Annotated in this window: 23 protein-coding genes and 1 pseudogene; 10 read left to right on the top strand and 14 right to left on the bottom strand. The window is 58.0% G+C overall.

Annotated features, from left to right (window positions below; all coding sequences use genetic code 11):
- Positions 1-22: 22 nt before the first annotated feature.
- The 4 genes from EOB80_RS35270 to EOB80_RS12625 form a co-directional block, all read right to left on the bottom strand.
- Positions 23-367, bottom strand: coding sequence for a hypothetical protein (locus tag EOB80_RS35270; protein ID WP_245466344.1), 345 nt, complete (start codon positions 365-367; stop codon positions 23-25).
- Positions 368-1,323: 956 nt separating this feature from the next.
- Positions 1,324-2,076: a thermonuclease family protein gene (locus EOB80_RS12635; protein ID WP_127327855.1), complete on the bottom strand. Its 753-nt coding sequence runs from the start codon at positions 2,074-2,076 to the stop codon at positions 1,324-1,326.
- 78 nt (positions 2,077-2,154) lie between these two features.
- Complete coding sequence (locus EOB80_RS12630; RefSeq protein ID WP_127327854.1) at positions 2,155-2,514, bottom strand: calcium-binding protein; 360 nt, start codon at positions 2,512-2,514, stop codon at positions 2,155-2,157.
- 453 nt (positions 2,515-2,967) lie between these two features.
- A complete protein-coding gene (locus EOB80_RS12625; protein ID WP_164762597.1) occupies positions 2,968-4,026 on the bottom strand; it encodes an acyltransferase in 1,059 nt (352 codons plus the stop codon).
- 141 nt (positions 4,027-4,167) lie between these two features.
- Between EOB80_RS12625 and EOB80_RS12620 the strand changes: the two genes are divergently transcribed.
- From EOB80_RS12620 to EOB80_RS12605, 3 genes and pseudogenes are all read left to right on the top strand, one after another.
- Positions 4,168-4,572, top strand: coding sequence for a hypothetical protein (locus tag EOB80_RS12620; RefSeq protein ID WP_127327852.1), 405 nt, complete (start codon positions 4,168-4,170; stop codon positions 4,570-4,572).
- A gap of 80 nt (positions 4,573-4,652) precedes the next feature.
- Positions 4,653-4,940 (top strand): annotated as a pseudogene (locus EOB80_RS12615) (glycosyl hydrolase 108 family protein); the annotation flags it as partial.
- Between the two features lie 1,036 nt (positions 4,941-5,976).
- Positions 5,977-6,279, top strand: coding sequence for a hypothetical protein (locus tag EOB80_RS12605; RefSeq protein ID WP_127327850.1), 303 nt, complete (start codon positions 5,977-5,979; stop codon positions 6,277-6,279).
- A 928-nt stretch (positions 6,280-7,207) separates the two neighbouring features.
- On the opposite strand, the gene EOB80_RS12595 is transcribed toward EOB80_RS12605, so the two are convergent.
- Positions 7,208-7,396, bottom strand: coding sequence for a DUF3606 domain-containing protein (locus EOB80_RS12595; RefSeq protein ID WP_127327848.1), 189 nt, complete (start codon positions 7,394-7,396; stop codon positions 7,208-7,210).
- 171 nt (positions 7,397-7,567) lie between these two features.
- On the opposite strand from EOB80_RS12595, the gene EOB80_RS12590 reads away from it, so the two are divergent.
- Positions 7,568-8,431: an RNA ligase family protein gene (locus tag EOB80_RS12590; RefSeq protein ID WP_127327847.1), complete on the top strand. Its 864-nt coding sequence runs from the start codon at positions 7,568-7,570 to the stop codon at positions 8,429-8,431.
- 125 nt (positions 8,432-8,556) lie between these two features.
- Here the strand turns inward: EOB80_RS12590 and EOB80_RS12580 are convergent, their stop codons facing one another.
- The 3 genes from EOB80_RS12580 to EOB80_RS12570 all read right to left on the bottom strand — a co-directional run bounded on the left by EOB80_RS12580 (position 8,557) and on the right by EOB80_RS12570 (position 10,152).
- Positions 8,557-8,958 carry a hypothetical protein gene (locus EOB80_RS12580; RefSeq protein WP_348629517.1) on the bottom strand — a complete coding sequence of 134 codons (402 nt, stop codon included), beginning with the start codon at positions 8,956-8,958 and terminating at the stop codon, positions 8,557-8,559.
- A 199-nt stretch (positions 8,959-9,157) separates the two neighbouring features.
- On the bottom strand, positions 9,158-9,850 hold the full coding sequence (locus EOB80_RS12575) for an SOS response-associated peptidase (RefSeq protein ID WP_127327971.1): 693 nt from the start codon (positions 9,848-9,850) through the stop codon (positions 9,158-9,160).
- Between the two features lie 2 nt (positions 9,851-9,852).
- Complete coding sequence (locus EOB80_RS12570; protein ID WP_127327846.1) at positions 9,853-10,152, bottom strand: hypothetical protein; 300 nt, start codon at positions 10,150-10,152, stop codon at positions 9,853-9,855.
- Between the two features lie 119 nt (positions 10,153-10,271).
- Between EOB80_RS12570 and EOB80_RS12565 the strand changes: the two genes are divergently transcribed.
- On the top strand, positions 10,272-10,481 hold the full coding sequence (locus tag EOB80_RS12565) for a hypothetical protein (protein WP_127327845.1): 210 nt from the start codon (positions 10,272-10,274) through the stop codon (positions 10,479-10,481).
- Between the two features lie 469 nt (positions 10,482-10,950).
- Here the strand turns inward: EOB80_RS12565 and EOB80_RS12555 are convergent, their stop codons facing one another.
- Positions 10,951-11,769, bottom strand: coding sequence for a plasmid partitioning protein RepB C-terminal domain-containing protein (locus tag EOB80_RS12555; protein ID WP_127327844.1), 819 nt, complete (start codon positions 11,767-11,769; stop codon positions 10,951-10,953).
- Between the two features lie 14 nt (positions 11,770-11,783).
- Positions 11,784-13,343: a recombinase family protein gene (locus EOB80_RS12550; RefSeq protein ID WP_127327843.1), complete on the bottom strand. Its 1,560-nt coding sequence runs from the start codon at positions 13,341-13,343 to the stop codon at positions 11,784-11,786.
- Between the two features lie 220 nt (positions 13,344-13,563).
- Here EOB80_RS12550 and EOB80_RS12545 point away from each other — a divergent pair, with 220 nt between their 5' ends.
- The 4 genes from EOB80_RS12545 to EOB80_RS35265 all read left to right on the top strand — a co-directional run bounded on the left by EOB80_RS12545 (position 13,564) and on the right by EOB80_RS35265 (position 15,297).
- Positions 13,564-13,878, top strand: a complete 315-nt coding sequence (locus EOB80_RS12545; RefSeq protein WP_127327842.1) for a YMGG-like glycine zipper-containing protein — start codon at positions 13,564-13,566, stop codon at positions 13,876-13,878.
- 131 nt (positions 13,879-14,009) lie between these two features.
- A complete protein-coding gene (locus EOB80_RS12540; protein WP_127327841.1) occupies positions 14,010-14,621 on the top strand; it encodes a methyltransferase domain-containing protein in 612 nt (203 codons plus the stop codon).
- Positions 14,622-14,725: 104 nt separating this feature from the next.
- Positions 14,726-15,097, top strand: a complete 372-nt coding sequence (locus EOB80_RS12535) for a nuclear transport factor 2 family protein (RefSeq protein WP_127327840.1) — start codon at positions 14,726-14,728, stop codon at positions 15,095-15,097.
- Between the two features lie 53 nt (positions 15,098-15,150).
- Positions 15,151-15,297 carry a hypothetical protein gene (locus EOB80_RS35265; protein WP_245466343.1) on the top strand — a complete coding sequence of 49 codons (147 nt, stop codon included), beginning with the start codon at positions 15,151-15,153 and terminating at the stop codon, positions 15,295-15,297.
- A 227-nt stretch (positions 15,298-15,524) separates the two neighbouring features.
- On the opposite strand, the gene EOB80_RS12530 is transcribed toward EOB80_RS35265, so the two are convergent.
- Both EOB80_RS12530 and EOB80_RS35855 read right to left on the bottom strand, forming a co-directional pair.
- Entirely contained in the window at positions 15,525-16,190 is a 666-nt protein-coding gene (locus EOB80_RS12530; RefSeq protein WP_127327839.1) for a hypothetical protein, read from the bottom strand.
- The gene (locus EOB80_RS35855) at positions 16,081-18,051 is read right to left on the bottom strand and encodes a hypothetical protein (RefSeq protein ID WP_281057990.1); all 1,971 of its coding nucleotides are present in this window, start codon (positions 18,049-18,051) and stop codon (positions 16,081-16,083) included. The genes EOB80_RS12530 and EOB80_RS35855 overlap by 110 nt, the downstream gene beginning before the upstream one ends.
- Positions 18,052-18,347: 296 nt before the next feature.
- On the opposite strand from EOB80_RS35855, the gene EOB80_RS12520 reads away from it, so the two are divergent.
- Positions 18,348-18,845, top strand: a complete 498-nt coding sequence (locus EOB80_RS12520; RefSeq protein ID WP_127327838.1) for a MucR family transcriptional regulator — start codon at positions 18,348-18,350, stop codon at positions 18,843-18,845.
- 315 nt (positions 18,846-19,160) lie between these two features.
- On the opposite strand, the gene EOB80_RS12515 is transcribed toward EOB80_RS12520, so the two are convergent.
- Both EOB80_RS12515 and EOB80_RS12510 read right to left on the bottom strand, forming a co-directional pair.
- A complete protein-coding gene (locus EOB80_RS12515) occupies positions 19,161-20,474 on the bottom strand; it encodes a hypothetical protein (RefSeq protein ID WP_127327837.1) in 1,314 nt (437 codons plus the stop codon).
- A 114-nt stretch (positions 20,475-20,588) separates the two neighbouring features.
- Positions 20,589-21,113 (bottom strand): hypothetical protein, encoded by a 525-nt coding sequence (locus tag EOB80_RS12510; RefSeq protein ID WP_127327836.1) that lies wholly within the window; start codon positions 21,111-21,113, stop codon positions 20,589-20,591.
- Positions 21,114-21,149: the final 36 nt, after the last annotated feature.

Genomic DNA, 21,149 nt, shown 5'->3' with positions numbered 1-21,149 from the left:
GCTGGCGCCCTGCTTGTATTCGTCAAGAGCCGTCTGGGTCGAACGGCGTCAGATAGAGTGCTTCGACGCCTGGCCGTTTGAAACGACCGCCATCGATCGCTGCGCCTGCACCGCTGGTGGGCAAGAAGGCCCATTTGGGTGTCACATCCCCGGGTTTGTTTTGGCTGGCAAACACAACCGCCCGCTGAAGAGCTTTCTTCGCAAAGAGGCCCTTCCCTACGAAGACCATAGTCTTGCCCGTACCTGGGTGGCGGTGATGGAAGGAAGCGCCGACCTTCTTGGCTTCATCACTATCGTCTCCGGAGAAGTGAGCGTCGTCCGCACCGGGGCCGCAGAGGATGCTGGCACCAAGAAATTTCGGTATCATTTTATCCAGCCATCAAGATAGCGCGCCTTGCAATAGACGATCGTCACGCTGGCAAAAAACTGGGTCTGGCCCTGGTCGAGTTTGCACTCGGTATTGCGAAGACAAACATATGCCCCATGGTCGGGTGCAGGTTCGCGATTGTTGACTCCAAAGAGAAATCGGTCGGGTTCTACGAAAAGTGCGGATTCACGCTTCTAGACACGGCTGACAACCGGGCTTTAGAACACCCTTTCATGTATCTTGATCTGCATCCGAAACCTTCTCCGGATGTAGATGGGGCGGCGCTTCCCGCTGTCGCTGAACCAGCTTGTTCATCTGTTCCTGCGTAAGTGGGCCGACCGGATCTCGACCGGCCGGTCGTCGATACCTCTTGCCTGCCAATGCCACACCAAAATCTCGCCGCGCAACCGTCTACGGATCACAAATTGAGCATGCTCGCATGTCAGCGCGATTGAGTTGGGCGCCCTTTTCGAAAGCAGCTTCTCGGTCAAACGGACCGTGCCAGCGGCCGTTCCTATCTCCCGTTCCAGCCTGCGTTCCTTGACCCTCGTTGCAAAACCCGCAATCAGCTCTATGGATCCGGCCACGATCGTGGGTCCAGTTCTCGTAGATGTAGTAATCCATTTTAGCGCGCCCCTGCCGCTGCTATAGGCCACCCACCGAGTCCATGAAGGTGAACATCTCACCGCAAGCCTTCGGATGGCCTTTGCTCGCCACGTCCTTGTCGAATTGGCGAAATCCGTCAGTCATGTACCGACGGGCTAGAGCCTCCGTCGATGTAGGGCAATCCTTCTTCAGCAAGCTGTGGGTCTTCCTAATCGCATTCGACTCCGGGAAGTTGCAGATCAGCGAAGCCCTCATAAACAGCCCATACATCTTCCAAAGGTTCGGACATTCGCCTTTAGGCGTGCCGGCAAGGCACTGCGTCGAGACTAGACAAAAAGCCAGGACATATTTCAGCATAGGGTTTCGCACGCCTGCCCGTCGCCATCGCGGTCCAACTTACCGCCCCAGGGGCAGTTGCTGAGATACCATTGAGCCTCGTCGCACGAGCTGATCTGCGAGCATTTCCGCCGCGGCTGGCAGGAATAGCTTTGCGCTACCTGTTGGCGATTGATGATGCCGAGCGGTTGGCTTACCGCCGGCCGGACATCGTCCACAGGTCCAGCGCGCCATTCCCACGGCGGCTGGAACTTTCCGACCCACAGCCCGACCTTCGCCGCCTCGGCCGTCGCCTGCTGCGCCGCATAGGCGCCATGGCTGTATTGAGGCCAATCGATCGCCTGGCCGTGCTCGACCATCCAGGCGGCGATGCTGGCGCCATCGGCGCGCCGGCAGTCGCCTACAAAGCGGTTGTAGCGGTCCCATGCGACGAAGGCGCATGTGACCGGCCTCGAGGCGACTAGGAACCGGTCTAGCGCCGCCGCGGCCTTGGCACCGCACCGGTAGCGAACGCCCTTAGCGTCGTCGCATTGTTGGGCTGACTCGGGAGCGTCGATGCCGTTGAAGCGTATCCGCTGCCCGTGGACCTCGATCGTGTCGCCGTCGATGATTGAGGCGACGCCAGCGATCGGCTCGGGGGTACGTCCGATCCAGTTGGAAACGTGAAGGTCAGGGGCGCCTTCGCCGTGCTGCACGGCGAACTGCGCAACGAAGGCGGCTGCCGCAGCAACCGTCACGAAGACCAGCCGCTTTGGGATTTCCGCCATTAGGCGGGCACGCCGACGCTGTGCACCTTGCCGTTTGCGCCATTGGTTTGAGCGATTTTCGTACTGGGATTTGTCCATTTACTCGCAGCCTACGCCGTCGTGATCGCCATCCAGCCGGTTGGTGTCAGCACCAGTGATTTTAACAGGACCGGCTACAACCGGGTTGTTTCCCTTGCCGCCTGCACAGTCCAAGTCGGCACCACCAGCGGGCGCCACGCGCCGATACGCATTGAAGGCGGCCACCGCGCGGGCGCCGTCGCCCTCGATGTGGGTGTTGTTGCTGTTTGGGTTGAAGGGATCGACGGTCTGCAGAAGCAGGTTGGCGTGGTTCGCATCGCCGGCCGCGAGCGTCACCGAATCATAGTTGTTCAAGTAGTCGGATTTGCAATTAGAAAAGAGGAGCAAAGCCCCTAAAGACAACACCCTTTGCCAATACATTTGCCCACTCCCCAGTTTTGAAGAGTTGCACAAGATCCAACTGCTTGCAACTGCCGGGCGAAATGGCCTGATCAGCTAAAGCCATGATTGTCGATAAGATGGCAGGGCGTGCTGATCTGCGCGGCTAGAAATCGAGTAGTAGCCGAATGTAGCCGTATTCGATTGCCCAGGCCCCGGTGACTGCAGAAATCAAACCATAATTTGCCGCGACTAGGATTGCGGCGATGACGTAGTCGCTCCAATTGAATTCCGTGATGAGCCTCAATAGCAGTTTTGATCTTGACGATCTCGGTCCGGACGGTCTCATAGGCTCGCTCTTTGCGGCTGCGCACTGAACATCGATTTCCAATTTCAGGCCTACCAGGACGAGAGTCTTTGCAAGGGAGCCCGCTTTGTTCGGTGTGCGCTCTTAGGCTGGGGCGACGTCAACGCACATACTCTTTAAATCGCCATTCAGCCAGATCGAAGCCGCTGGGGCAATCCAGTTTTCAGGGCTCCATGCAGTTCCCCGCTCTCTAAGCGGCGTTTCGAAAGCACGATAAGCGGTCGCTCGATCAAGCGATAGCTCACTGCGCTTACGACGGCCGTCAGGAAAAGCAACGTAAAAAGATGGACGACGCTCGCCAGGGGGCTACGCGACCAGAACGAGCTCAATACGCCTATCAGGCCCAGGTGCCAGAGATACGTGCTGTAGCTAGCGTTTCCGGCAGCCAGCGCCAGTGATGGCGTCCTCAGCTTGCCATCGCGCTCCAGCATCATCGCCGCGCAAAGAAACAACGCGGCAGGCGGACCGAAGCCGTACCAGCGGAACGCATTGATCTCCATGGTGGGGTATAACCAAATAGAGGCATAGAGAAACCAACCCACGGCGCCCAAGAGCAGCAAGCTCGCCGGCAAGCGGATCCCTGATTGGCATAGCGCCGCGACAGCGATCCCCATCACAAATTCCAACATGATCGGGCTTGTCATCGTTTCGGCTGTCGGCCAAACCTGCGATACCAGCACAAGAAAGACAGCCATAGCGGCAAAACCCAGCTTGCGGTTTCGAAATATCATCACGATGACAGCAACCAGCACATAGAACCTGATCTCGAATACAAGCGTCCAGCCGACTGGCTGGGGCAAAGGGAAATCGATGAGGAAGAGCTGGCGCGTCCAGGCCCACACGTCAGGTGGCGGCGTGCCCCTCCCGGTCCAGAGCGTGAGAATCATGGACAGCCAGAACAAAGGAAGTATGCGCAGTACGCGCCGGAGCGTGAAACGACCAGCGTCCGCTATCCGTCCGGCATCCTGTCTTGGCTGCGTGATCAAATACATTATCGCCCCACTTATGGCGAAAAAGATATCGACACCAAAATGGCATATGACGTCAGTGTATGGGCGAAGGGGCATGAGGGTATTCTGGCCGGACAGTGCGTTTGCCTCTATGACTGCGTGCCCGAGGACGACCATCCAAGCGGCGATCGCCCGTAAACCCTGGATGGATCGATACGATCTTTTCGGAACGATCATTATGCCTCCGGGACCAAGCCGTCCTGCAACTGTCGAAGCTAAACAGCGGCTTGGCCATTGGTAGGCTCTCGGCCTAGCGGCGCGCATTCAGCCGGCCCTGGCGGCCCAGGGGCCGAGTCCCCGCTAGTTGTACCCGAGCAGATGGCGAAGCCCAACTATCGGCAAATAAACGGTCCAAATCATGCCGATGGCTGCGGCAACGCCAAGGCCGATTGCGGGAGCCCAAGCCTTCCAGAGCATCTGGAGCCGCGCCGCTATTTCAGTCAAACTGTCTTCCATGGACGAATTCTCCCCAAGTTGATTCGAGAGGCGAAAATATCAATGAACGCCAAGACTGCCGCGCTTGCAATCACCGCAAGTGTTTGCATCGCTGGTTTCGCTTATTCGAGCGGTCATAAGGCCGGTCGTGTTTCTCAACTGAAAGACACCGTCACATCCTACAACCGCCGGATGGGGATTAATGACACCGCCAACAGCCTCGGCCGCGTCGATCTCTGCCTCGAGCTTGGTGGCCTACTTGATGAGTGCGAGCGGCTAGACCGCTGATCTGCTCGACCGGTTGATTTCAGCCTTCCACCTCCATTGCCAATTCAACAACTGCCCCTCAGGGCGGAAAGGTACTAGCCATGGACCGCAACTTCGCGGGGGCGCTTGCGCTCGTTCTGAAATCTGAAGGCCTCTGGTCGGACAATCCGGCTGATCCCGGCGGCGCCACTATGAAAGGCGTCACGCTCACCAACTTCCGGCGCTATGTGAAAGCCGACGCTACCAAGGCCGATCTGCGCAAGATCACTGATGCCCAGGTTGCGACGGTCTATCGCCGGTTCTATTGGGATGCGACGGCCGGCGCCTAGCTTCCCGGCGGCGTCGACTACGCCGTCTTTGATTTCGCAGTGCACAGCGGCCCAGGTCAATGTTGCGCGGCGTACGAGCCGGAACCTCGACCCTACGACTTCGACTATCTGCACAACGTTTGCCGGTATCTGAAGGCGAACAACAATCTGTCCGTGGATTCGCTGTTCATCCTCTTCAAGTCGCTAATGCTGTAGCCATTCCCCTACGGCTGGGTAGTGCTAGAAGCCCTCGTCTTTCAGCGTATTCCCGCCCCGGCCCTTACGAGCTTCAAGATCGGACCAGTAAAAGCTCAAAGCCAACTGCGCTGGCAGGCCGATGCCGAGGACGAGGACAAATCCTATGGGGCCAAACCAATAGAGGGCCAGAAGCATGGCTGCACTGAGGATTACGGTTCCAACAAAACAACGGAAACAGCGCGTAGGGAGCATGGCTGATTTTGTAGCACAAACCACCGCTGCCTCCACCGGGTCTGGCAAATATGTAATCGCCCTTCTTGTCGAGCGATTGACACGCTGGCCGGTCGAAGGCAAAGAGTGACACATTGCGGATTGGCAAAGGGGAATGTCGATGAAGAAGACCTATCAGAAGCCCGTTTTCACGAAACGTGAGCGGCTGTCGTCGGTAACTGCTTCGCCCAGCTCGTCTACGGTTTCTTCCGGGACCTAATCAAGAGAATTACAGTTTTGGAAAGCCCGCCCCCAAAAGGTGGCGGGCTTTTTTGTGCATTAGTGGAACCTGAAATGTCGAGGCAGGTTGGAAATGCGGCAGCGTCCCCCGCTGCCGGTCGAGGCCCCCAAGCCTGGGCCGGGTCCGCCTCTGCCCGCCAGTAGGGGCGGGCCCACTGCAATTGTGACACCTTCGGGTCTTCGCGTTGGCGCTGCTACAGGCGGTTCACTGACGATGGAACAAAATCGCCTTGTCGAACTTCGGTCGTCGCACTGCTCCCGGTGCTTCCCCCATGAGAACTGCCCGCTGGCCTGACGGCTGGCGGGCTTTTTTGCGCCATGTGCGGGGAGACGCTCAGACCCTATTCGCTGGAACCGCCGCTTCAACACGAAGTTAGGTGCCCGAGGGACATTTAACATGGAGTTGATCATGAAACAGCTACTCTTCGCGTCCGCCATTGTGGCACTGTCAACTGGGCTCGCCTTTGCCCAATCGAGCAACACCACCGGCACTGGCGGGTCATCCACGACGACAACCAAGACCATGCCGAGCACCACGACCGACCAGGGCACGGATTCGACCACCACGAGCGGAACGAACTCAAACTCCGCCAAGGACTGCGCTCCGGGTCAGCAGACTGGCAGCGCCAAGCAGGCCGCGCCAGGTCAACAGGATACCGATGCTAACTCGGCTGCTCCTGGCCAGATGAAAAAGACCACGGAAGGCTGCTGAGCGCTGTCTTTGGAACTTCGGGCTCTGTCCCAGGTTGATACATCGCGGTCGATTCCTAGGATGTAGCCGCACAATATAAGCCCGTCGTGCAAGGCCAGCACGGCGGGTCTTCCAGCAGGACCAAAGGCTTGGATGTGATATCCAAAGGTCCGGTCTGTGCTAATTGGTTCTCGGCTTGTCTGGCGGCCGTTCTCATACATCAGCAATTCATGATATACTTTGGGTGCCGCAACGCTGTATCGTTATGGAGCTGCGGATGCTCTATCGTGACCGTGAAGATATAGCCGGGCATTGCCGTTTCTAGCGCCGCTTCCATGCGACTTCGATAGGTAATGCTCTCGTATCGCGTTTCCTCGGCTGCACTATTAAGAATTGCCTGGCGGCCATTCCTGCCGCCATATGTTCCAACCATTTCATGAACTTCGCTTCCCGCGAAAGCGGGCGATCGGCAACACGGGTTAAGGGGGCGGTGGGTCGCCGAACGCCCAGTCTGGTACGCTTGGAAATGTGTCGGAGGTGGGCCGACAAAATCGACGCTACGCCTGTCCCCCGCGCCCGCAATGGCCATCATTCGCCATGGTGAAGATGCCGTTACTATCCACAGCTAAGCTTTAATGCTGGGCGCGGGCGGGATTCTCACCGAACTCAATGTCAACTTGTCGACGGTCTTGACAATGGCGGTGGCCAAGGCGGCGGCTTCATGCATGAGCTCCGGCCCATAGAGACCGTTTACCGCTTCCTCACTAGGAAGTACGCCAGGCGGACAATGATCCTCGATCGTCCGCCGGATTAGGGTTAGCGCCGCTCTGCACTCTTCTGTGTCAATCGTCGGCATGCACCGAAACATGCCGGACGGCTAAAATGTTCCGTCGGGCGGCGCCGATCCGTTTTGCAGTGCTGCTTGCCGTTCCAAGGTCGGATAGCGTCGTCATCGGCTGCCCAGTGCCTTTGCCTCACGCTCCAGCGTCTCACGGTCGTTCCCGTGCTTCCTGATAAGTTCCCGCACTTCAGGGATGGTAAGCTGGAACTTGCTGGCGAAATAGCCGACCTCATATTCTTCGTCGCCCGACACTCGGTCGCGGTCGCGAAAATCACGCTTGCTTTTGTCGTCTGGCATGATTGTTCCTCCTGAGAGAAGAACAGCGAAAGTGGCGCCGGGTTCCACGTACCTATTCGCGAACATCCACCCTTCGTTTGATCGCGGTAATGACTGAAACATTCAACTTAGCTAAAACGATCCGGAACCGATCGGAGCCGTGAGCCTTGAATCGCAATGTGAGTTCCGTGCATGCGTTTGAAGTTCATCCCGCCGATGCAGCCGGAGTTGGTCGACACCCCGCCCGAGGGTGAGGAGTGGATTCACGAAATCAAGTTCGACGGGTACCGAACGCAGATCATCAAGGATGAAGACGGCATTCGCCTGCTGACCAGGAGAGGGTGCGACTGGACTGCACGGTACAAGGTTCTTGCCGACCAGGCCGCCGCGATTGAAGCCGACGACTTCATCATTGAGGGTGAAGCCATCGTGGTTGATGAGGCTGGACGCTCCGCTTTCCATGCGCTGCAATCGGCCGTCAGCAGCCGCGATCCTTCGCAGGAATACTATCTTGTAGCATTCGACCTGCTCCACATGAATGGCCACGACCTCCGCAACATGCCGCTGGAGGACCGGCGTGACATCCTAGAGGGCACGATTGAAGCCGGCGGCCGGATACAGTTCAGCGAGGCCATGCCCGGCACCGGCGACGCGGTTTACTACCTTGCCGACCAGACTGGACAAGAAGGCATCGTCTCGAAGCGCAGGGACAGTCTCTATCGCAGCGGCCCGACGATGAACTGGCGCAAAATCAAGTGCTACGATGAAAAGGAGATGGACATCATCGGCGTCCAGCGCGACCCCGGTCAGGCGGCGAGGGTTCTGATGGCTGAAAACGGCCGCTATCTCGGCACCGCCAACGTCAATTTCAAATTCGACAAACGCAAGCGCCTGTGGGACCGCGTACAGGGCAAGGTCGGCGGCCCGGTTCCGAAGGGCTTGAAGAAGGACAAGGCGGAATGGCTGAAGCCGGGTCTTGTCGGGCGGGTGAAGTTCCTGAAAGGTGAGGAGCAGCTTCGTCACGCCAAGCTGCTGGATTACCGGGAGGAGGAATAATGGCGGTCCCCAAGAAAGATCAGGAGCGCGTCGGCTATGCCTGGATGTATGGTGCCCAGGCACTAAAGGACGGAGCGCATAGTGCCACCTTATTGGGAGGAACACGCCGAAGCGTGGCTTCAAGGCTATGACGGTGTGCTTCTAACGGGGATAAGCAAGAGCAAAGCTGTTAGCGACGGGATGGAAACCGAGGTGGATGAAGCCGACGTCGAGCGCCCCGAATGAGCGTTCGTGGCCTGAAGTTTTCCGTCCGTCTCGCTTTCTTCGTCGATCACCCGGACTGGCAGATAGGCATTCGTTCCCAGCCACTCACGCAAGACGATCTGAATGAGCTCCGACCGGGCAATGTTCATTTCGGCGGCGATGGAGTTCAGTGCGTCCTCCGTGGCTGGCTCTAGCGGGAAGCCGGCGACGTTCCGGAGCATCAATGCAGCCCGCCGAAGCAGGATTTGAAGATCGGCGCGCGAAACGTCTGCGATGCACTCGGACGCCTGCTGCAATTCATCGGCGAAGGTCGAGCGGGTCATTGGTGCCTTCCTCCCAAGAGATATTGATCGCCGTCGGCGCGATGCCCGCGACAGAACCAATGTGACGGCCCCTTCGGTCGTGCGAAGCCGAACGGCGCGCGGTGGCCGCATCCAACGTGCTCGCACGTGTGGTTCTCAATCCGCTGGCGTTCGCGCGGTGCGGCTATCATGCCATCGGCAAGTCTGGCGGGTTCGTCGCTCATAGCGGATTGATCGGCCCGACTAAGGCGGGATGGTCGTTGGGCTGCTTGTTAATGAGGGTCGAGTTGACGTCGCGGCCAACGCGATTGAACTGCAGTTGTCCGTCGATGTCGTGGCTGAGGATATCCTTCAAGTCCTCCTTGGGCGTCCCCGGATCCAGCCACGCATCATAGTAGGCTTGGTCGAGGATGACCGGCTGCCGATCGTGCAGGTTTTTCATCGGCTCGCCGGCGGGCTCGGTGATGATGGTGCAACTGGTGATGTCGAGGTTGGAGTTGTAGGCCCACAGCCCTGCGAATGAGAACGGCGCGTGGCCGGGCAGATAGATGTGCCAAGGGTCCTTTTTGCCGTCGGCCGGCGAGATGGTCCATTCGTAGAATCCATCGGCGGGGATCAGGCAACGCTTCGACTTGAATGCGTCACGGAAGGCCGGGGCCGTATCGACGCCTTCGATCCTGGCGTTGAACATTGCCGCCTTAGGCATCTCTTTCGCCCAGAACGGTACGAGCCACCAACGGCCCTCGCGTAGCTTGTGATTGCCGTCTTCGCCTGCGGTGACGAAAGGGACTTCCTCGGTCGGCGCGATGTTATAGCGAGGTGCGTCATTGCGACCGATCTCCGCCGGCGCCGTCAGCCGATAGAGCCGGTGGATCTCGGACCAAGTGAGGTATCGGGTGAAGCGGCCGCACATGTTCAATCGACCAGTTCAAGCAGGAGATAATTGTCCGGCACGGCATCAGGAGGCCAATTGGCGCAACATGCAGCTATAGCGGCCTTGTTGGCCGCCATCCAAACACTTGCGGCGTCGTCCTCTTCCGCTGTGGGCTCTTCATCGGCAGCAAAGCTGGCGTCGTCCCAGCCTTCCAAGGCAAACATTCCATCTGCGGCTTGCTGGGCCGAAATGCCAGCCGCAGTGAACACGGCCTTAGCCGCCTCGACGCCGCGCTCCTGCTCCTCCGGCGAAGCGCCTTTGATCTCCAAGCGAAGCTGCATTGTTCGCCTCCTGTGGCTACTACCGCCAGTGAACAAAATGAGAACGATTGAGTCAATCCCCCTTGACCTGACAGGAATATGTTCCTTATTCCTGAATGGTCGTTGCAGGAAAAAGGGCTATGGGAAAGCGCCAAAATGCGCCGGCCGGCGAAGCTATGTCTGAATTGGAGATGCTGGCACAACAGGCCATAGCTGCTGCCGGCGGCGATGTCGTGGTCGCTTTACTGAACATCCTTGCCAGGAACAGCGAGCTCGAGCGGGAACTCGCTCTGTCTCGCGCGGCGGTGTCGAGCGGCTATTCCCGCGGCTGGCACAAGGCACGTCCATAAATGGCGGACACGGCTGGGGACAATTTCCGGATCGAGGTTTGGGATAGAGAGGAGAAGACCCACCTCGAAACAATATCCCGATCACCAGATGCCATGGTCAGCCAGGCGGCTTGGCAGGCCGCGATCCGTCGCCGCCCAGGAATGTTGCTGATCCACTACAACAGCCGACACGTCATGGAGAAGATCATTACGCCGGGTGAGGTCAAGATCCCGCCCCAGACGATTATCGACGGCAGCATTCATGCCGGGCTGGATGTCGCACTTGGTGACTTGCGCTCATGGCACTCGCTGCGGGCCTATTGCACAAAATGCTCGCATCACGCGACGATAAAGCCGGAAGGGCTGACCAGGCGATACGGTGGGGATGCCTTGTTCCGCTCGTCGAGCGGGCGCTTTTCTGCACGAGTTGCGATCGCGGCGGGCCGGTTCGGCTCGAGGTCCACAGCCTGCCGCGAAACTAGAGGAATTATTAAAATGCATGGCCACACGACAACTCGTGAAACTCTTCAAAATTGCCGGGAAAAGTGTGGGCCAGATATCGCACGACCCTTGAATTATCCATCAGCCGGTCAAAAAAGCGGCCGGCTGCCAGCAGTTCTAGGCTCACGGAGCCACGTCGCTCCACGGCGCTCAAAAACGCACTGCTTAGCTCGCCAAGTTCAGGCGTCATCGCGCCCAGTTGGTCTTCAGACACGTTGGCAATCATCGCCGGATCGAAACCCTCGGCCAGCAGCGGGCGCGGCGTAAAAGCGACAAGGATCTTTGCGTACGTGAACGTGACCCGCTCCATAGCAACCATCAGTCGGGCAATTTCCAATTGCCTGGCGGGAATCACATGCCGCAGCAAGCCGAAGATTTTCACCTTCACAGGGTAGTCTTGGAGGAAATCGAGGACGTCCGGGCAAATCCCGCTGACAGAATGACGGCCTGCATTCTTGCCGGGAAAGGGCTTGCTGGCATGCGCTGCTGCACCCGGTTCGTATTTCACGCCTTGCAACCTCTCGGCCAAGAGTTTTGGTATGGTGGCAAGCCCCTCGGACACCAGCAATGAGTGAAACCTTTTGTCACTCATTATCAGACGAAGCGCTTCGACCAGGCTACTCAAGCGCTGTTCTGTTTCCACAGTTTCTCTTATGAAATTGCGCTTGCGTGCGCACTCCGCTTCATAGGTTGCTATGAGCTTGGGAGCGAATAGCTTCTCCCTTGACCCTGGTTGATCGGCAGCAATACTACGGGCGTGTCTCTGGTCGCTGTTTTGCAAAGCATTGTAAGCGGCCTCGCTGGTCATAGGGTGCTTCGGACTCACACTACGTTCTCTGCACCTGTTCGCTCCGCCAGCGTGATAAGCGGGCTGAGCGTGGGAAAAAGGTAGGTGTCCAGTTGTGCGCCATTGTTAGCGCGCAGCTCCGATATGCCGACGATTTCACGTACAGGGGCAATCAGATAGTCCCGGATGACAAGGTCACCCGGACTCATCCTGATCAGGACGAAAATGTCGGGTTGTGACTGGTGCTTGATATTCAGAGACCAGACGGGATATCCGAATACGGAAGCGCCGCAACGTGCGATTTCGATAGCAACAGTGAACTCATCGTTGATCCGGAGAATGCCGTTTCTCAGGTCATAAGTTGCCTGTCCGCTAGTCCTCCCGATTGCCACCAATAGGTCATCTATTGCCTTCAAACGCACCGTCTTCAGCCGCTTTTTCGCGGCGATGATCTGGCAGTTCCGAGGCATCTGGTATCCAATGAATTCGTAGAGTTTCAGAAGGCTTCCGAAGCGATGGAAATAGAGGCTAGCTGCGGGGCACTCGGGTGCAGCGTCAATAATCGCGGTCGATAAGGCGCCACGGCGCGCGAGGACATTCTTCAGCGCTGCCAGCATCTCGTCGTTGTTCATACGCAAATAGAGTGTTTTGTGGATGAGTTGCGCCCGCTTGAATAGCTTGCGGTCAACAATCGGCTCAAATGCACCTTCCGTCCGCACCCACTGTTCGGGGGGATTGTTCACCGCCTTGCTTTTGAGCTTGGTGGAGCGCCGATTCCAGACACTGTTGCCAATGTACGTTTCATTGGTCAGGACGCTGCGTACGCTTTCCCGCTTCCATCGGCGCCCAAGGTCAGTCATCACGCCGCGTTTGTTCAACAGCCTTGCGATTTCAAGCTCTGTCTGGTGCGTTTTAACGAAGTGGCTGAAAATCCATTGTACTGTTGCGATCTCGTCTGGCGGCCCAGGCACTACGATTACTCGGTCGGTGTGCATGCTCTTTTGTTCGCGATTTGAAAGGATGAATTTGGGGCGTCCCAAATCGTCGACCAGCAGGCGTCTTAAGCCGAGGCCCGGCTTACTACCCTGGCGGAATCCCATCCGTATCAACCTTGCCTGACCGATGAACACCTTTTGCGATAGCATGCGACTATGCTCGGCCGCCATGCTGCGCTTTATCGCCTTCAGTACGTCTGATCCGATGCTGCCATCGTTGGTGAACTGCTCTGCACAAAATTCGATTCGCACGCCAGCCATCTGGCATCGGTACTCATAAGCGGCGCTCTCATTAATGTTCTGGAACCGCCCCCAGCGGCTGACATCGTACACCACGACCGTTTCGAAACCGGCTCTCCCGCTCTCGACATCCGCTAGCAACTTCTGAAGGCCGGGACGGCCTCCGAGGTTGAGACCGCTTCGACCAGCGTCCTTGTAGGTGGCGACGATTTCGTAGCCCATGATATCCGCGTAGTCGCGTATGGCATCCCTCTGGTTGTCGATCGAATAGGTCTGGTTGTCCGTCGACATGCGCAGATATTGGGCCGCACGCACTACGCGCCTACCTGAAGGAGCTTTTGTGGTCGTTACCTCGTCCATCACTTGCGCTCCTGCCGATCGGACATGCTAACGATCATCGGCCTGAGGTTTGGTGCAAAATACCTCTCGAGTTTATGTCGAATGCCCGGCTTTTCTGGTTAGACCCTTTCAACTGTCGGTAAACGCTGACTCACTTCGTGAGAGCGCGTGCCCCCGTTCCGCCGCAATGCGACCGCACGGGACGATCGATAGGGATTTCAGACTTTTAAGGGAGACCTCCATGACTTTTCACAAAGCGATAGCCGCAGTGCTAATGACCGCAGCGCTGGCAGGCTGCGCACAGACCGAAGGCCAGCAGCGGGCCGGCACAGGCGCGCTGATCGGCGGCGCCGGCGGCGCACTTGTTGGCCAGGCCATCGGCGGAAACACCGAAAGCACGCTCATCGGCGCCGGCGCCGGCGCCCTGCTGGGCGCGGTTGTCGGCAGCTCCACCACGCCGCAGCGTCGCGGCGAACAGATGTGCCGCTATCAGGACCGCCGCGGCCGCATCTACACTGCCCCCTGCGACGACCGGTATTACAACGGCGATTACTAAGCAGGTATCGCTGGACCCCAGCGTCTTAACTCAGTCAGCGCCGCTCAGGGGAGCGGCGCACACTGATGTCATCTTTTGCCCACTTGCCTGGGCTAGGCTGTTCCTCGCGGTGGGTTTTGGAGGAGGTCGATGTGACGACAAGCCTTGCCGCCCTGAAAAGCCAAAGCAAACGCGCCGTGAAGCGGCTCATCGGTTATGATTCCCGCAACTGGTTGCGCATCCGCCAGATCGAGGCATTCACACTCTTTCTCGAAGCCGGCAACCGCAAGGCCTCCGACGTGATCGAAATCTCGCCCGGCTGGAACCGCTATTGGCGGGCGATGTGCCCCAACTACAGGTCGGTCGATTTCCCAGCCTTCGACATCTGCAAGGACCGCACCGACGAACAATATTCCATCGTCATCGCCGACCAGGTGCTGGAACATGTGCAGCGGCCGCAGGCGGCGGTGGAAAATATCCACGCTATGACCCGGTCCGGCGGCTGGGCGATGGTGGCAACACCCTTCCTGTTTCGCGTCCACGCTAGGCCGCACGACTACAATAGATGGACACCTGCCGGCCTCAAGCAGCTGATGGTTGAGGGCGGCTTCGCGGAAGCCAACGTCAAAGTCCATGGCTGGGGCAACAAGGCCTGCGCCAGGGCCCATATCGGCGGCCCCGTTCGCGCCTACGGCCTGTGGCGCGATCTCAGCAACGACGAGGAATACCCGCTGATGGTCTGGGCGTTCGCCAAGAAGGGGTGAGTGGCGGAGGCCGCGCTCCATCGTGATGAGGCAGGGGGTCTCGCTGGACCACTTGACCGGATGCGCCGCCAGTGACCTACTCGAATTCGAGGAGGCGTTCGCGAATGGACATTCGAGCCACATTGACGGAGCTATGCGAGGCCTTCAACGCGCACGATCTCGATCGCATTATGGCGTTCTTTGCCGACGACTGCGTTCTGGAGATGCCAAGGGGGGCCGAGCCTTGGGGAACGCGCTGCGAGGGTAAGCGCAGCGTACGAGACGCGCTTGCCGCGCGCTTTGAGGGTTTGCCCGATGTGCATTACGGCAATGGGCAGCACTTTGTGGACGAGGCTGCCAACACCGGCATGTCGAAATGGACCCTCACCGGCACCACCCGCGAGGGCGTAAAAAAGGAAGTTCAAGGTTGCGACTTCTACACATTTCGCGACGGAAAGGTAATCCGCAAGGACTCATATTGGAAGATCGTGGAGTAGGGGTTGGCAGTTCCTGTCCGCATCTCGAAACGATATGCCGATCACCCGACGCGATGGTCAGCCAGGCGGCTTGGCAGGCGGCCATCCGGCGCCGGCCGGGCATGCTGCTGATCCACTACAATAGCCGCCACATCATGGAAAAAATCATCACGCCGGGAGAGGTCAGAATACCGCCGCAGACGAACCCACAACATCGCTGATGGCGGTTACGTTCACGAAATCGAGAAGCCGCCCCATGCTGTCGCCTATACTGAACCCGCGCTGCAACGGATGCTTTCCGTGTCCGGGCTGAAGATGGTCGAAGCCCCGCTGTATGGCCTGTAGAGCGGCAAGCACCCTCAAGCGGTTTCGGGCCAGGATACGTCTACCTGGAAAAAGGCGAAACCGTTGCAAAGAGCAGTCTGGCTGGCTCGCGTCACTCGGTCGCTTAGGTGAATTTTGCATAAAGCTGCGACACCGCGAGGTCGAGCGCGCCGCCTGACGTTTGCAGCAGCCTGAAATCAATCGTCTGCCCGCTCGTCGCCGAAAAGTCGATGTCGATTATGTGCATCGCGGTACTATCGAACGCGCTGATAGCCGCCGTCTCCTCGTACATGACAGTCACACCTGCCCTGATGATGCGAACGAAGCGCGTGCCGGACGCATTCGCTGTCCACTTCAAGGTCGCCCTGATCCGCACCCGCGTCGCCCATATCGGAGCGGCGATCATGCCCGATGTGTAAATGCTTTCCGGGTCTCGAACTTCGGTGTAGGCAAACGCCGTTTCGGTGTTGTTCGGAATAGACTGCACAGCGGCGTTCTGAACGACGAGCCACTTCTCGTCCATCCACCAATTGTTGCCAGCCATGTTATAGCGCGTGCTTGCCGTGCCGGAAGGGTTCATGAACACGTCGCCGACAGTAATGATGCCGATCCTTTCGGAGCCGGCCTGCACGTCCACGGCGCGATCAACAAACTGATAGGTGTTCGGCCCGATGACGCAATCAGCCGCGCCGGTCTGAATGACCCAGGGCACGCAGACGGAAGTCGAGTTTGCCGCAATGATCTCTTTGCCAGCGGCACGCAGGCCGACGCCAGAGTAGACAAAGTACACCGGTATTCGCGCCGTTCACGAACGACCGGAAGGTGTTGTCATTTAGGTAGACTTCCGACGCCCCGGTAGACGTGATGTAGCGGAAAAAGGGGGCAGGCGACGACGGGTTTTGGAAAAGATCGTTGTTGGAAAAGAACAACTGGCTGAACTTGTCGCATACTGCGATGCTCACGTGATTGTTGGCGTGGCAATTCACCAGCGACAACAACAAGCCCTGATCGGTCGACCGCGCCAGCAGATAGGCGCAGTGCCCGCAATTCAGGAATGTCCAGCTATCGAAGACGACACCTTCAAGCGTGCTGAACATGCTTCCGACAGCGGCCCAATAGCTCATGACCATGCCGCCAGTGAAGCGGAAATCCGAAGTGGTCCACTCGCCTGTGAAGTACACGCCATAGGCGCACGTCATGTCATTGGTCGAAGTCGCACCAATCAGGTTCGCGCCGAGGCCGTATATCTCGCCATAGAACTTGCCCTGATAGGCCCCATGCAGCCAAATCGCATTCTGGAAACCGTGGCTTCCGGTGTCGCCCTTGATAACAGACCCGGCCTCCATAACAAACATCGGATGCTGCCGGCCAGGAGCGAAGCCGGTGTCAGGCCATGCAAGTTGGAACGCCCGGCCGAGACCCGCCTGCGTCGTCTGAATCTCGACACCGGAGCCCTGAATGATTTGCGAATACGCGGCCAAGCCGGACGCGGTTGCGCGCGTCACCTTGATCTGAACAGCGTCGTTGAGCGCCGCGCCACCACTCAGGAACGTCGCCGTGATGTTGGCCGCGTCGTGCGTAATGTTCTGGTTGAAGTTAGCGCGAAGAACACCTTGCTGATAAACCTCGACATAAGCGCCCGTGTAGGCATCGGCAGCAGTGAAAACGGTCTGCCCAGCGGTAGCGACGAAAGCATACGTCGTAGTCGTAAAGGTTCCGGCCTTGAACAGGCTGCCTGTAGCTTCATAGACGATCTTCCCGCGCCCACGGAGAACCAAGCCGGTTGTCGGTAGCATGATTTCGTTGCCGGTCGGGATGCGGATCGTCAGGCCGCCGATGAAGATGTCGGCTCCTGCCGCCGCCGTTACGCACAATTGAAATGCCGCCGCGTCATTGACTACGCCGTCGCCCACGACGCCGAAGTCTTTCGGCGAGATCATGTCGCGGGCTTTGGCCTGCCAGGTGCGCGTGACGGCACCGGTGCCGGCTTGCAAAAACCCGGCATAGGTCGGATCGGTCCCAGGGCCATTGGTCTGAAGCAGATACCCGGCGGTCGAGGCGGCCAAACGGGCCGGCACGGTCGCATTTCGGAAGATGATGTCGCCGCGCGTTGTCAGCGTGGTTCCGACTGTATCCGGACCCGTGGCTCCGCCCGGGCCGGTAGCGCCGACGACCCCGGTCGGCCCCGTGGCGCCCGTCAAACCGGTCGGGCCTGTCGGGCCTGTCGCGCCCGTGAGCCCCGTCACGCCAGTCGATCCGGTCGCACCGACGCCGCCGGTAACCCCGGTCGGACCGGTCGGCCCCGTCGCGCCCACGGCACCATTCGACCCGTTTGCGCCCGTGGCCCCGCTAGGCCCCCTGGCGCCCAATGCGCCGCTCGGCCCGGTCGCGCCGATGCCAGCCGGTCCAGATGGCCCCGTGGGGCCGGTCGCGCCTTCGCCGGTGATCAGCGCCCGCGTGGCCGGCGCCAGCGCGTCAGGCGTGACGACACCGTTGACCAGCGCCCCGTCGGAGCGCCGCACGTCGGCCAGCGCGTCGATCGTCTCGTCGGCTGCTCGGACTAATTCAGCCAGGTCGTTGTCGAGCTGCGCGCCGTCCGGAAAGGAGTACAGGTAGCTGAAATCGATGACGGGCTTTACGGGAGAAGGCATCTTGCATCACTCGCAACACGGCTCCCGTCGATGCCGCCCGCTTGGGAACGACAATTTCTCAAAAATGATGAGATCGAGGGGAAGCTGGGTTGATGTCAGCCCTGGTTGACCAAGGCGGTGATGCGACTGCCCGAGATTCGCAGTTGTTCCGGCCGTGCAATGATAGCACAGCATGACGAGCTCTGACCACCCTTACTGCAGGATTAGCGCGCCAGTTTTATTGATCTACCTCATGCCAACATTGCGGAAAGCTACAATTTACATTAGGTTCGCACTCCCAATTCAGGAGCGAACAATTGACCGATGAAATTGAACGAAACACAGCTCTGATTGAGCTGACGGCCGATATTGTCGCAGCGTTTGTCCAAAATAACGCCGTGACAGTGGCTGGGCTGCCGGATCTTATTTCTTCGGTCAACGCGGCGCTTTCGAAATTGGGCCCGACGCCGGTTGCGGAGCTACCAACGCTGACGCCGGCCGTGAACCCGAAGAAGTCGATATTTCCGGATTACATCATAAGTTTGGAAGACGGTCGCAAATTCAAGTCGATGAAGCGCCATCTAGGTTTGCTTGGAATGACGCCCGAACAGTACCGCACGAAATGGGGTTTGCCTCGCGACTACCCCATGGTGGCGCCAAGCTATGCCGCCCAGCGATCGAAGTTGGCAAAGTCGATAGGGCTAGGGCTAAAGCCTGCCACGAAGGATCCCGCCAAGAAAGCGCCGGCCAAGAAGCCAGCCCCAAAGGGTATCAAGGCTAAAGGCGCAAAGCGCAATCTCACAAGGAACGCTTAAAGCGAAGCTGGGGCTTCGTATCTCCGTCATGCAACGCCTAGGGGTGTCACCTTACCCACAGGCTGGGCACGGCGAGCAACGCAGTCGCCGGAGAACCGTCTAACCACTACTTACATTAGGAATCTCTTGCAGATCAGCCTTATTTGGGGTATCTAATGGCGGGGGTGGTGTTATATGTACTGGATAATGTTGTTTGCCGGGATGGGTTGCATTATGGCCTTGTTTGGCCTCTTGGCTCTCAGTGGCCTGGTGGGCGACCCGGGTGCTCACAGGTTCAAGTCCCACAAGGACAAGCCGAACTAGTCAGCTTCCGCGCTACTTGTTTTTAATGACCGACAAGATTGTTGGATCGACATCGAATATCTTGCGGGCCCGCGCTGAGAAGAAACTTACCTGAAGCGCATTGCAAAACGCCGCGGCCGACGCGAGTAAAAGCGGCCCCCCCATCAGAACGCCAGCCGTACACAATACGACGGTTGCGAGGCCGGTACCCAAGGTAATGCGAAAAGCAAACTTTTCGTCGCCTAACACCATCAACAAAACTCCCGACGATCCGCCGAGAACATGGCAAACTTGGCCGCAGCCTAAGATCAGTGCTATCCATAAAGAACTTTCGTAGTGTGGGTTCCAAATCTGAACAGCGGCATAGCCAAGAGTCACCAACCCAAAATACATTAGGCAGGTCAGAAGCGTCGAAACACACACCAATGTCCTGAGAGATCGCTGAAGTCCCGCGCGGTCACCCAGCGTCCAATGCTGAACCGCAGAAGGGGCAAAGGCGGAATTTGCGATGCTGAGCGGCATGATCAGTACCGTCGAAATTCTTAAGGCGACACCATATTGCGCAACTTCCGAGAAGCTAGTGAAGAGAGTCAGCAGAACCATGTCGATCTGAGATAGGCCGAACAACATCAGGGTTGTTGCGAGATTCGGCAGAGTGCGAAGGATAATCGCTCTTAGGTTTGTCTCTACGTTTGCTGGCTCAGTCCAGCGGCGCGACATCACAAAAATGCTAAAAGCGCCGAAACCCGCTGCCATCGCGAAGCCGACCAAACTACATAACAGTACTTGATGAAGGGTGACGCTGCTGTGTGTCACGAGAGCAAACGCGAGGAAGAGGGCCACAATGGCACTGGGGAACGCCATGAGGAAAGCCGAACTCCGAATCGAGTGAACCGCTCGAAGCAGTTCGACTTGGACAGACCCCAAAGCTGCGCAGGGAATGGCTACGGCGACTATTGGCAAAATTTCTCCCCATTCGTTGCCTCCGCCGCTTCTTATCCAATGTTCTGCAAGCCAGAATGCCAGCGCTGTGATGAGACCGAAAGAGACAACCAGTCCCTGAATCCTAACTATAAGATCCCGCGCTCGTCCGAAGTCTCCTTTCGCGGTCGCGGCCGAGACAAGCGCCGGCACGGTAAATGTGAGGCCCAATTGAACCAGGATCGCAAATCCTGAGGTGAGTATCTGAGCGATGAAATAGATGCCGACTTTGTCTGGAGGCAAGGCAAGAGGAAGTAGCAAAGAGCTCGCAAGACCCGCAGCCAATATGCCAACGCGGCCGGCGGCAGCGGCGCCACTAGCTCGCCATATCGAGGGCGCGGAAGCGACCGGAAGATCAACGGACATGGGGTCGCTCATTGGGAGGCGCTCGGCTATCCCGGGGACAAAGGGACGAACAGTTGGGAGTAATTGTGGCGTCTGCATGATTGGGCGCCGAATTGCAGTGAATTGGAACCGGGGCTAGTCCAGAAAATGGCGCGCCCACTCGGTCTGGATAAAGTGACCCTTCAGTTCGGCGTAGTTCGAGATAATCTCAGATTGAGCGCCGGTTCTCTGCCTTTTGAAACGGCTTTCGAGAGGTGCATCGCGCAAATTCAGAAATTCCAGGCAGCGCAATACGCCAGAGCCGTCGACCAGCTGTTCATATGTTACATGCAAATTGGGAAATTCACTCGCTATTCTATGCAAAGCGGAGTTGTCGCTTGTCCATTTCTCAAAAGCGGTCAATACTTCGGTTGGATCTGCGTAAAAATCATTTATTTTTGTCGGCCCGTAATCCGATCTCCACGAATTATTTAAGGCCGCAAGTCTGTACGAAATATATTGATCCAACAGGTTGTCGCGTGACAAGCGGACAATCTTGTATCCGAATCTCTTGAATGCTTCAACCGCGTCAGTATGCTCCAGCAGAGACAGGTAGGGCATTTTGAAACCGGTGACCCTGCTACCCTTGTTGTGGAGCATCTTCTCAAGATAGCTAGCCACGTCCTTCTGACGGGAGTTTCTGAAAGATATTGTGCG

Source organism: Mesorhizobium sp. M7A.F.Ca.MR.245.00.0.0 (genome assembly GCF_003997415.1).
Classification (GTDB): domain Bacteria; phylum Pseudomonadota; class Alphaproteobacteria; order Rhizobiales; family Rhizobiaceae; genus Mesorhizobium.
Note: the sequence above shows the minus strand (reverse complement) of the source record. Positions and strands in the feature narration are given on the sequence as shown.

Excerpts from the sequence above, each read along its gene's own strand:
- EOB80_RS35270 (WP_245466344.1), bottom strand. The coding sequence starts at position 367 with ATGATACCGAAATTTCTTGGTGCCAGCATCCTCTGCGGCCCCGGTGCG.
- EOB80_RS12635 (WP_127327855.1), bottom strand. The coding sequence starts at position 2,076 with ATGGCGGAAATCCCAAAGCGGCTGGTCTTCGTGACGGTTGCTGCGGCA.
- EOB80_RS12630 (WP_127327854.1), bottom strand. The coding sequence starts at position 2,514 with ATGTATTGGCAAAGGGTGTTGTCTTTAGGGGCTTTGCTCCTCTTTTCT.
- EOB80_RS12625 (WP_164762597.1), bottom strand. The coding sequence starts at position 4,026 with ATGATCGTTCCGAAAAGATCGTATCGATCCATCCAGGGTTTACGGGCG.
- EOB80_RS12620 (WP_127327852.1), top strand. The coding sequence starts at position 4,168 with ATGGCGAAGCCCAACTATCGGCAAATAAACGGTCCAAATCATGCCGAT.
- EOB80_RS12605 (WP_127327850.1), top strand. The coding sequence starts at position 5,977 with ATGAAACAGCTACTCTTCGCGTCCGCCATTGTGGCACTGTCAACTGGG.
- EOB80_RS12595 (WP_127327848.1), bottom strand. The coding sequence starts at position 7,396 with ATGCCAGACGACAAAAGCAAGCGTGATTTTCGCGACCGCGACCGAGTG.
- EOB80_RS12590 (WP_127327847.1), top strand. The coding sequence starts at position 7,568 with ATGCGTTTGAAGTTCATCCCGCCGATGCAGCCGGAGTTGGTCGACACC.
- EOB80_RS12580 (WP_348629517.1), bottom strand. The coding sequence starts at position 8,958 with ATGACCCGCTCGACCTTCGCCGATGAATTGCAGCAGGCGTCCGAGTGC.
- EOB80_RS12575 (WP_127327971.1), bottom strand. The coding sequence starts at position 9,850 with ATGTGCGGCCGCTTCACCCGATACCTCACTTGGTCCGAGATCCACCGG.
- EOB80_RS12570 (WP_127327846.1), bottom strand. The coding sequence starts at position 10,152 with ATGCAGCTTCGCTTGGAGATCAAAGGCGCTTCGCCGGAGGAGCAGGAG.
- EOB80_RS12565 (WP_127327845.1), top strand. The coding sequence starts at position 10,272 with ATGGGAAAGCGCCAAAATGCGCCGGCCGGCGAAGCTATGTCTGAATTG.
- EOB80_RS12555 (WP_127327844.1), bottom strand. The coding sequence starts at position 11,769 with ATGACCAGCGAGGCCGCTTACAATGCTTTGCAAAACAGCGACCAGAGA.
- EOB80_RS12550 (WP_127327843.1), bottom strand. The coding sequence starts at position 13,343 with ATGGACGAGGTAACGACCACAAAAGCTCCTTCAGGTAGGCGCGTAGTG.
- EOB80_RS12545 (WP_127327842.1), top strand. The coding sequence starts at position 13,564 with ATGACTTTTCACAAAGCGATAGCCGCAGTGCTAATGACCGCAGCGCTG.
- EOB80_RS12535 (WP_127327840.1), top strand. The coding sequence starts at position 14,726 with ATGGACATTCGAGCCACATTGACGGAGCTATGCGAGGCCTTCAACGCG.
- EOB80_RS35265 (WP_245466343.1), top strand. The coding sequence starts at position 15,151 with ATGGTCAGCCAGGCGGCTTGGCAGGCGGCCATCCGGCGCCGGCCGGGC.
- EOB80_RS35855 (WP_281057990.1), bottom strand. The coding sequence starts at position 18,051 with ATGCCTTCTCCCGTAAAGCCCGTCATCGATTTCAGCTACCTGTACTCC.
- EOB80_RS12515 (WP_127327837.1), bottom strand. The coding sequence starts at position 20,474 with ATGTCCGTTGATCTTCCGGTCGCTTCCGCGCCCTCGATATGGCGAGCT.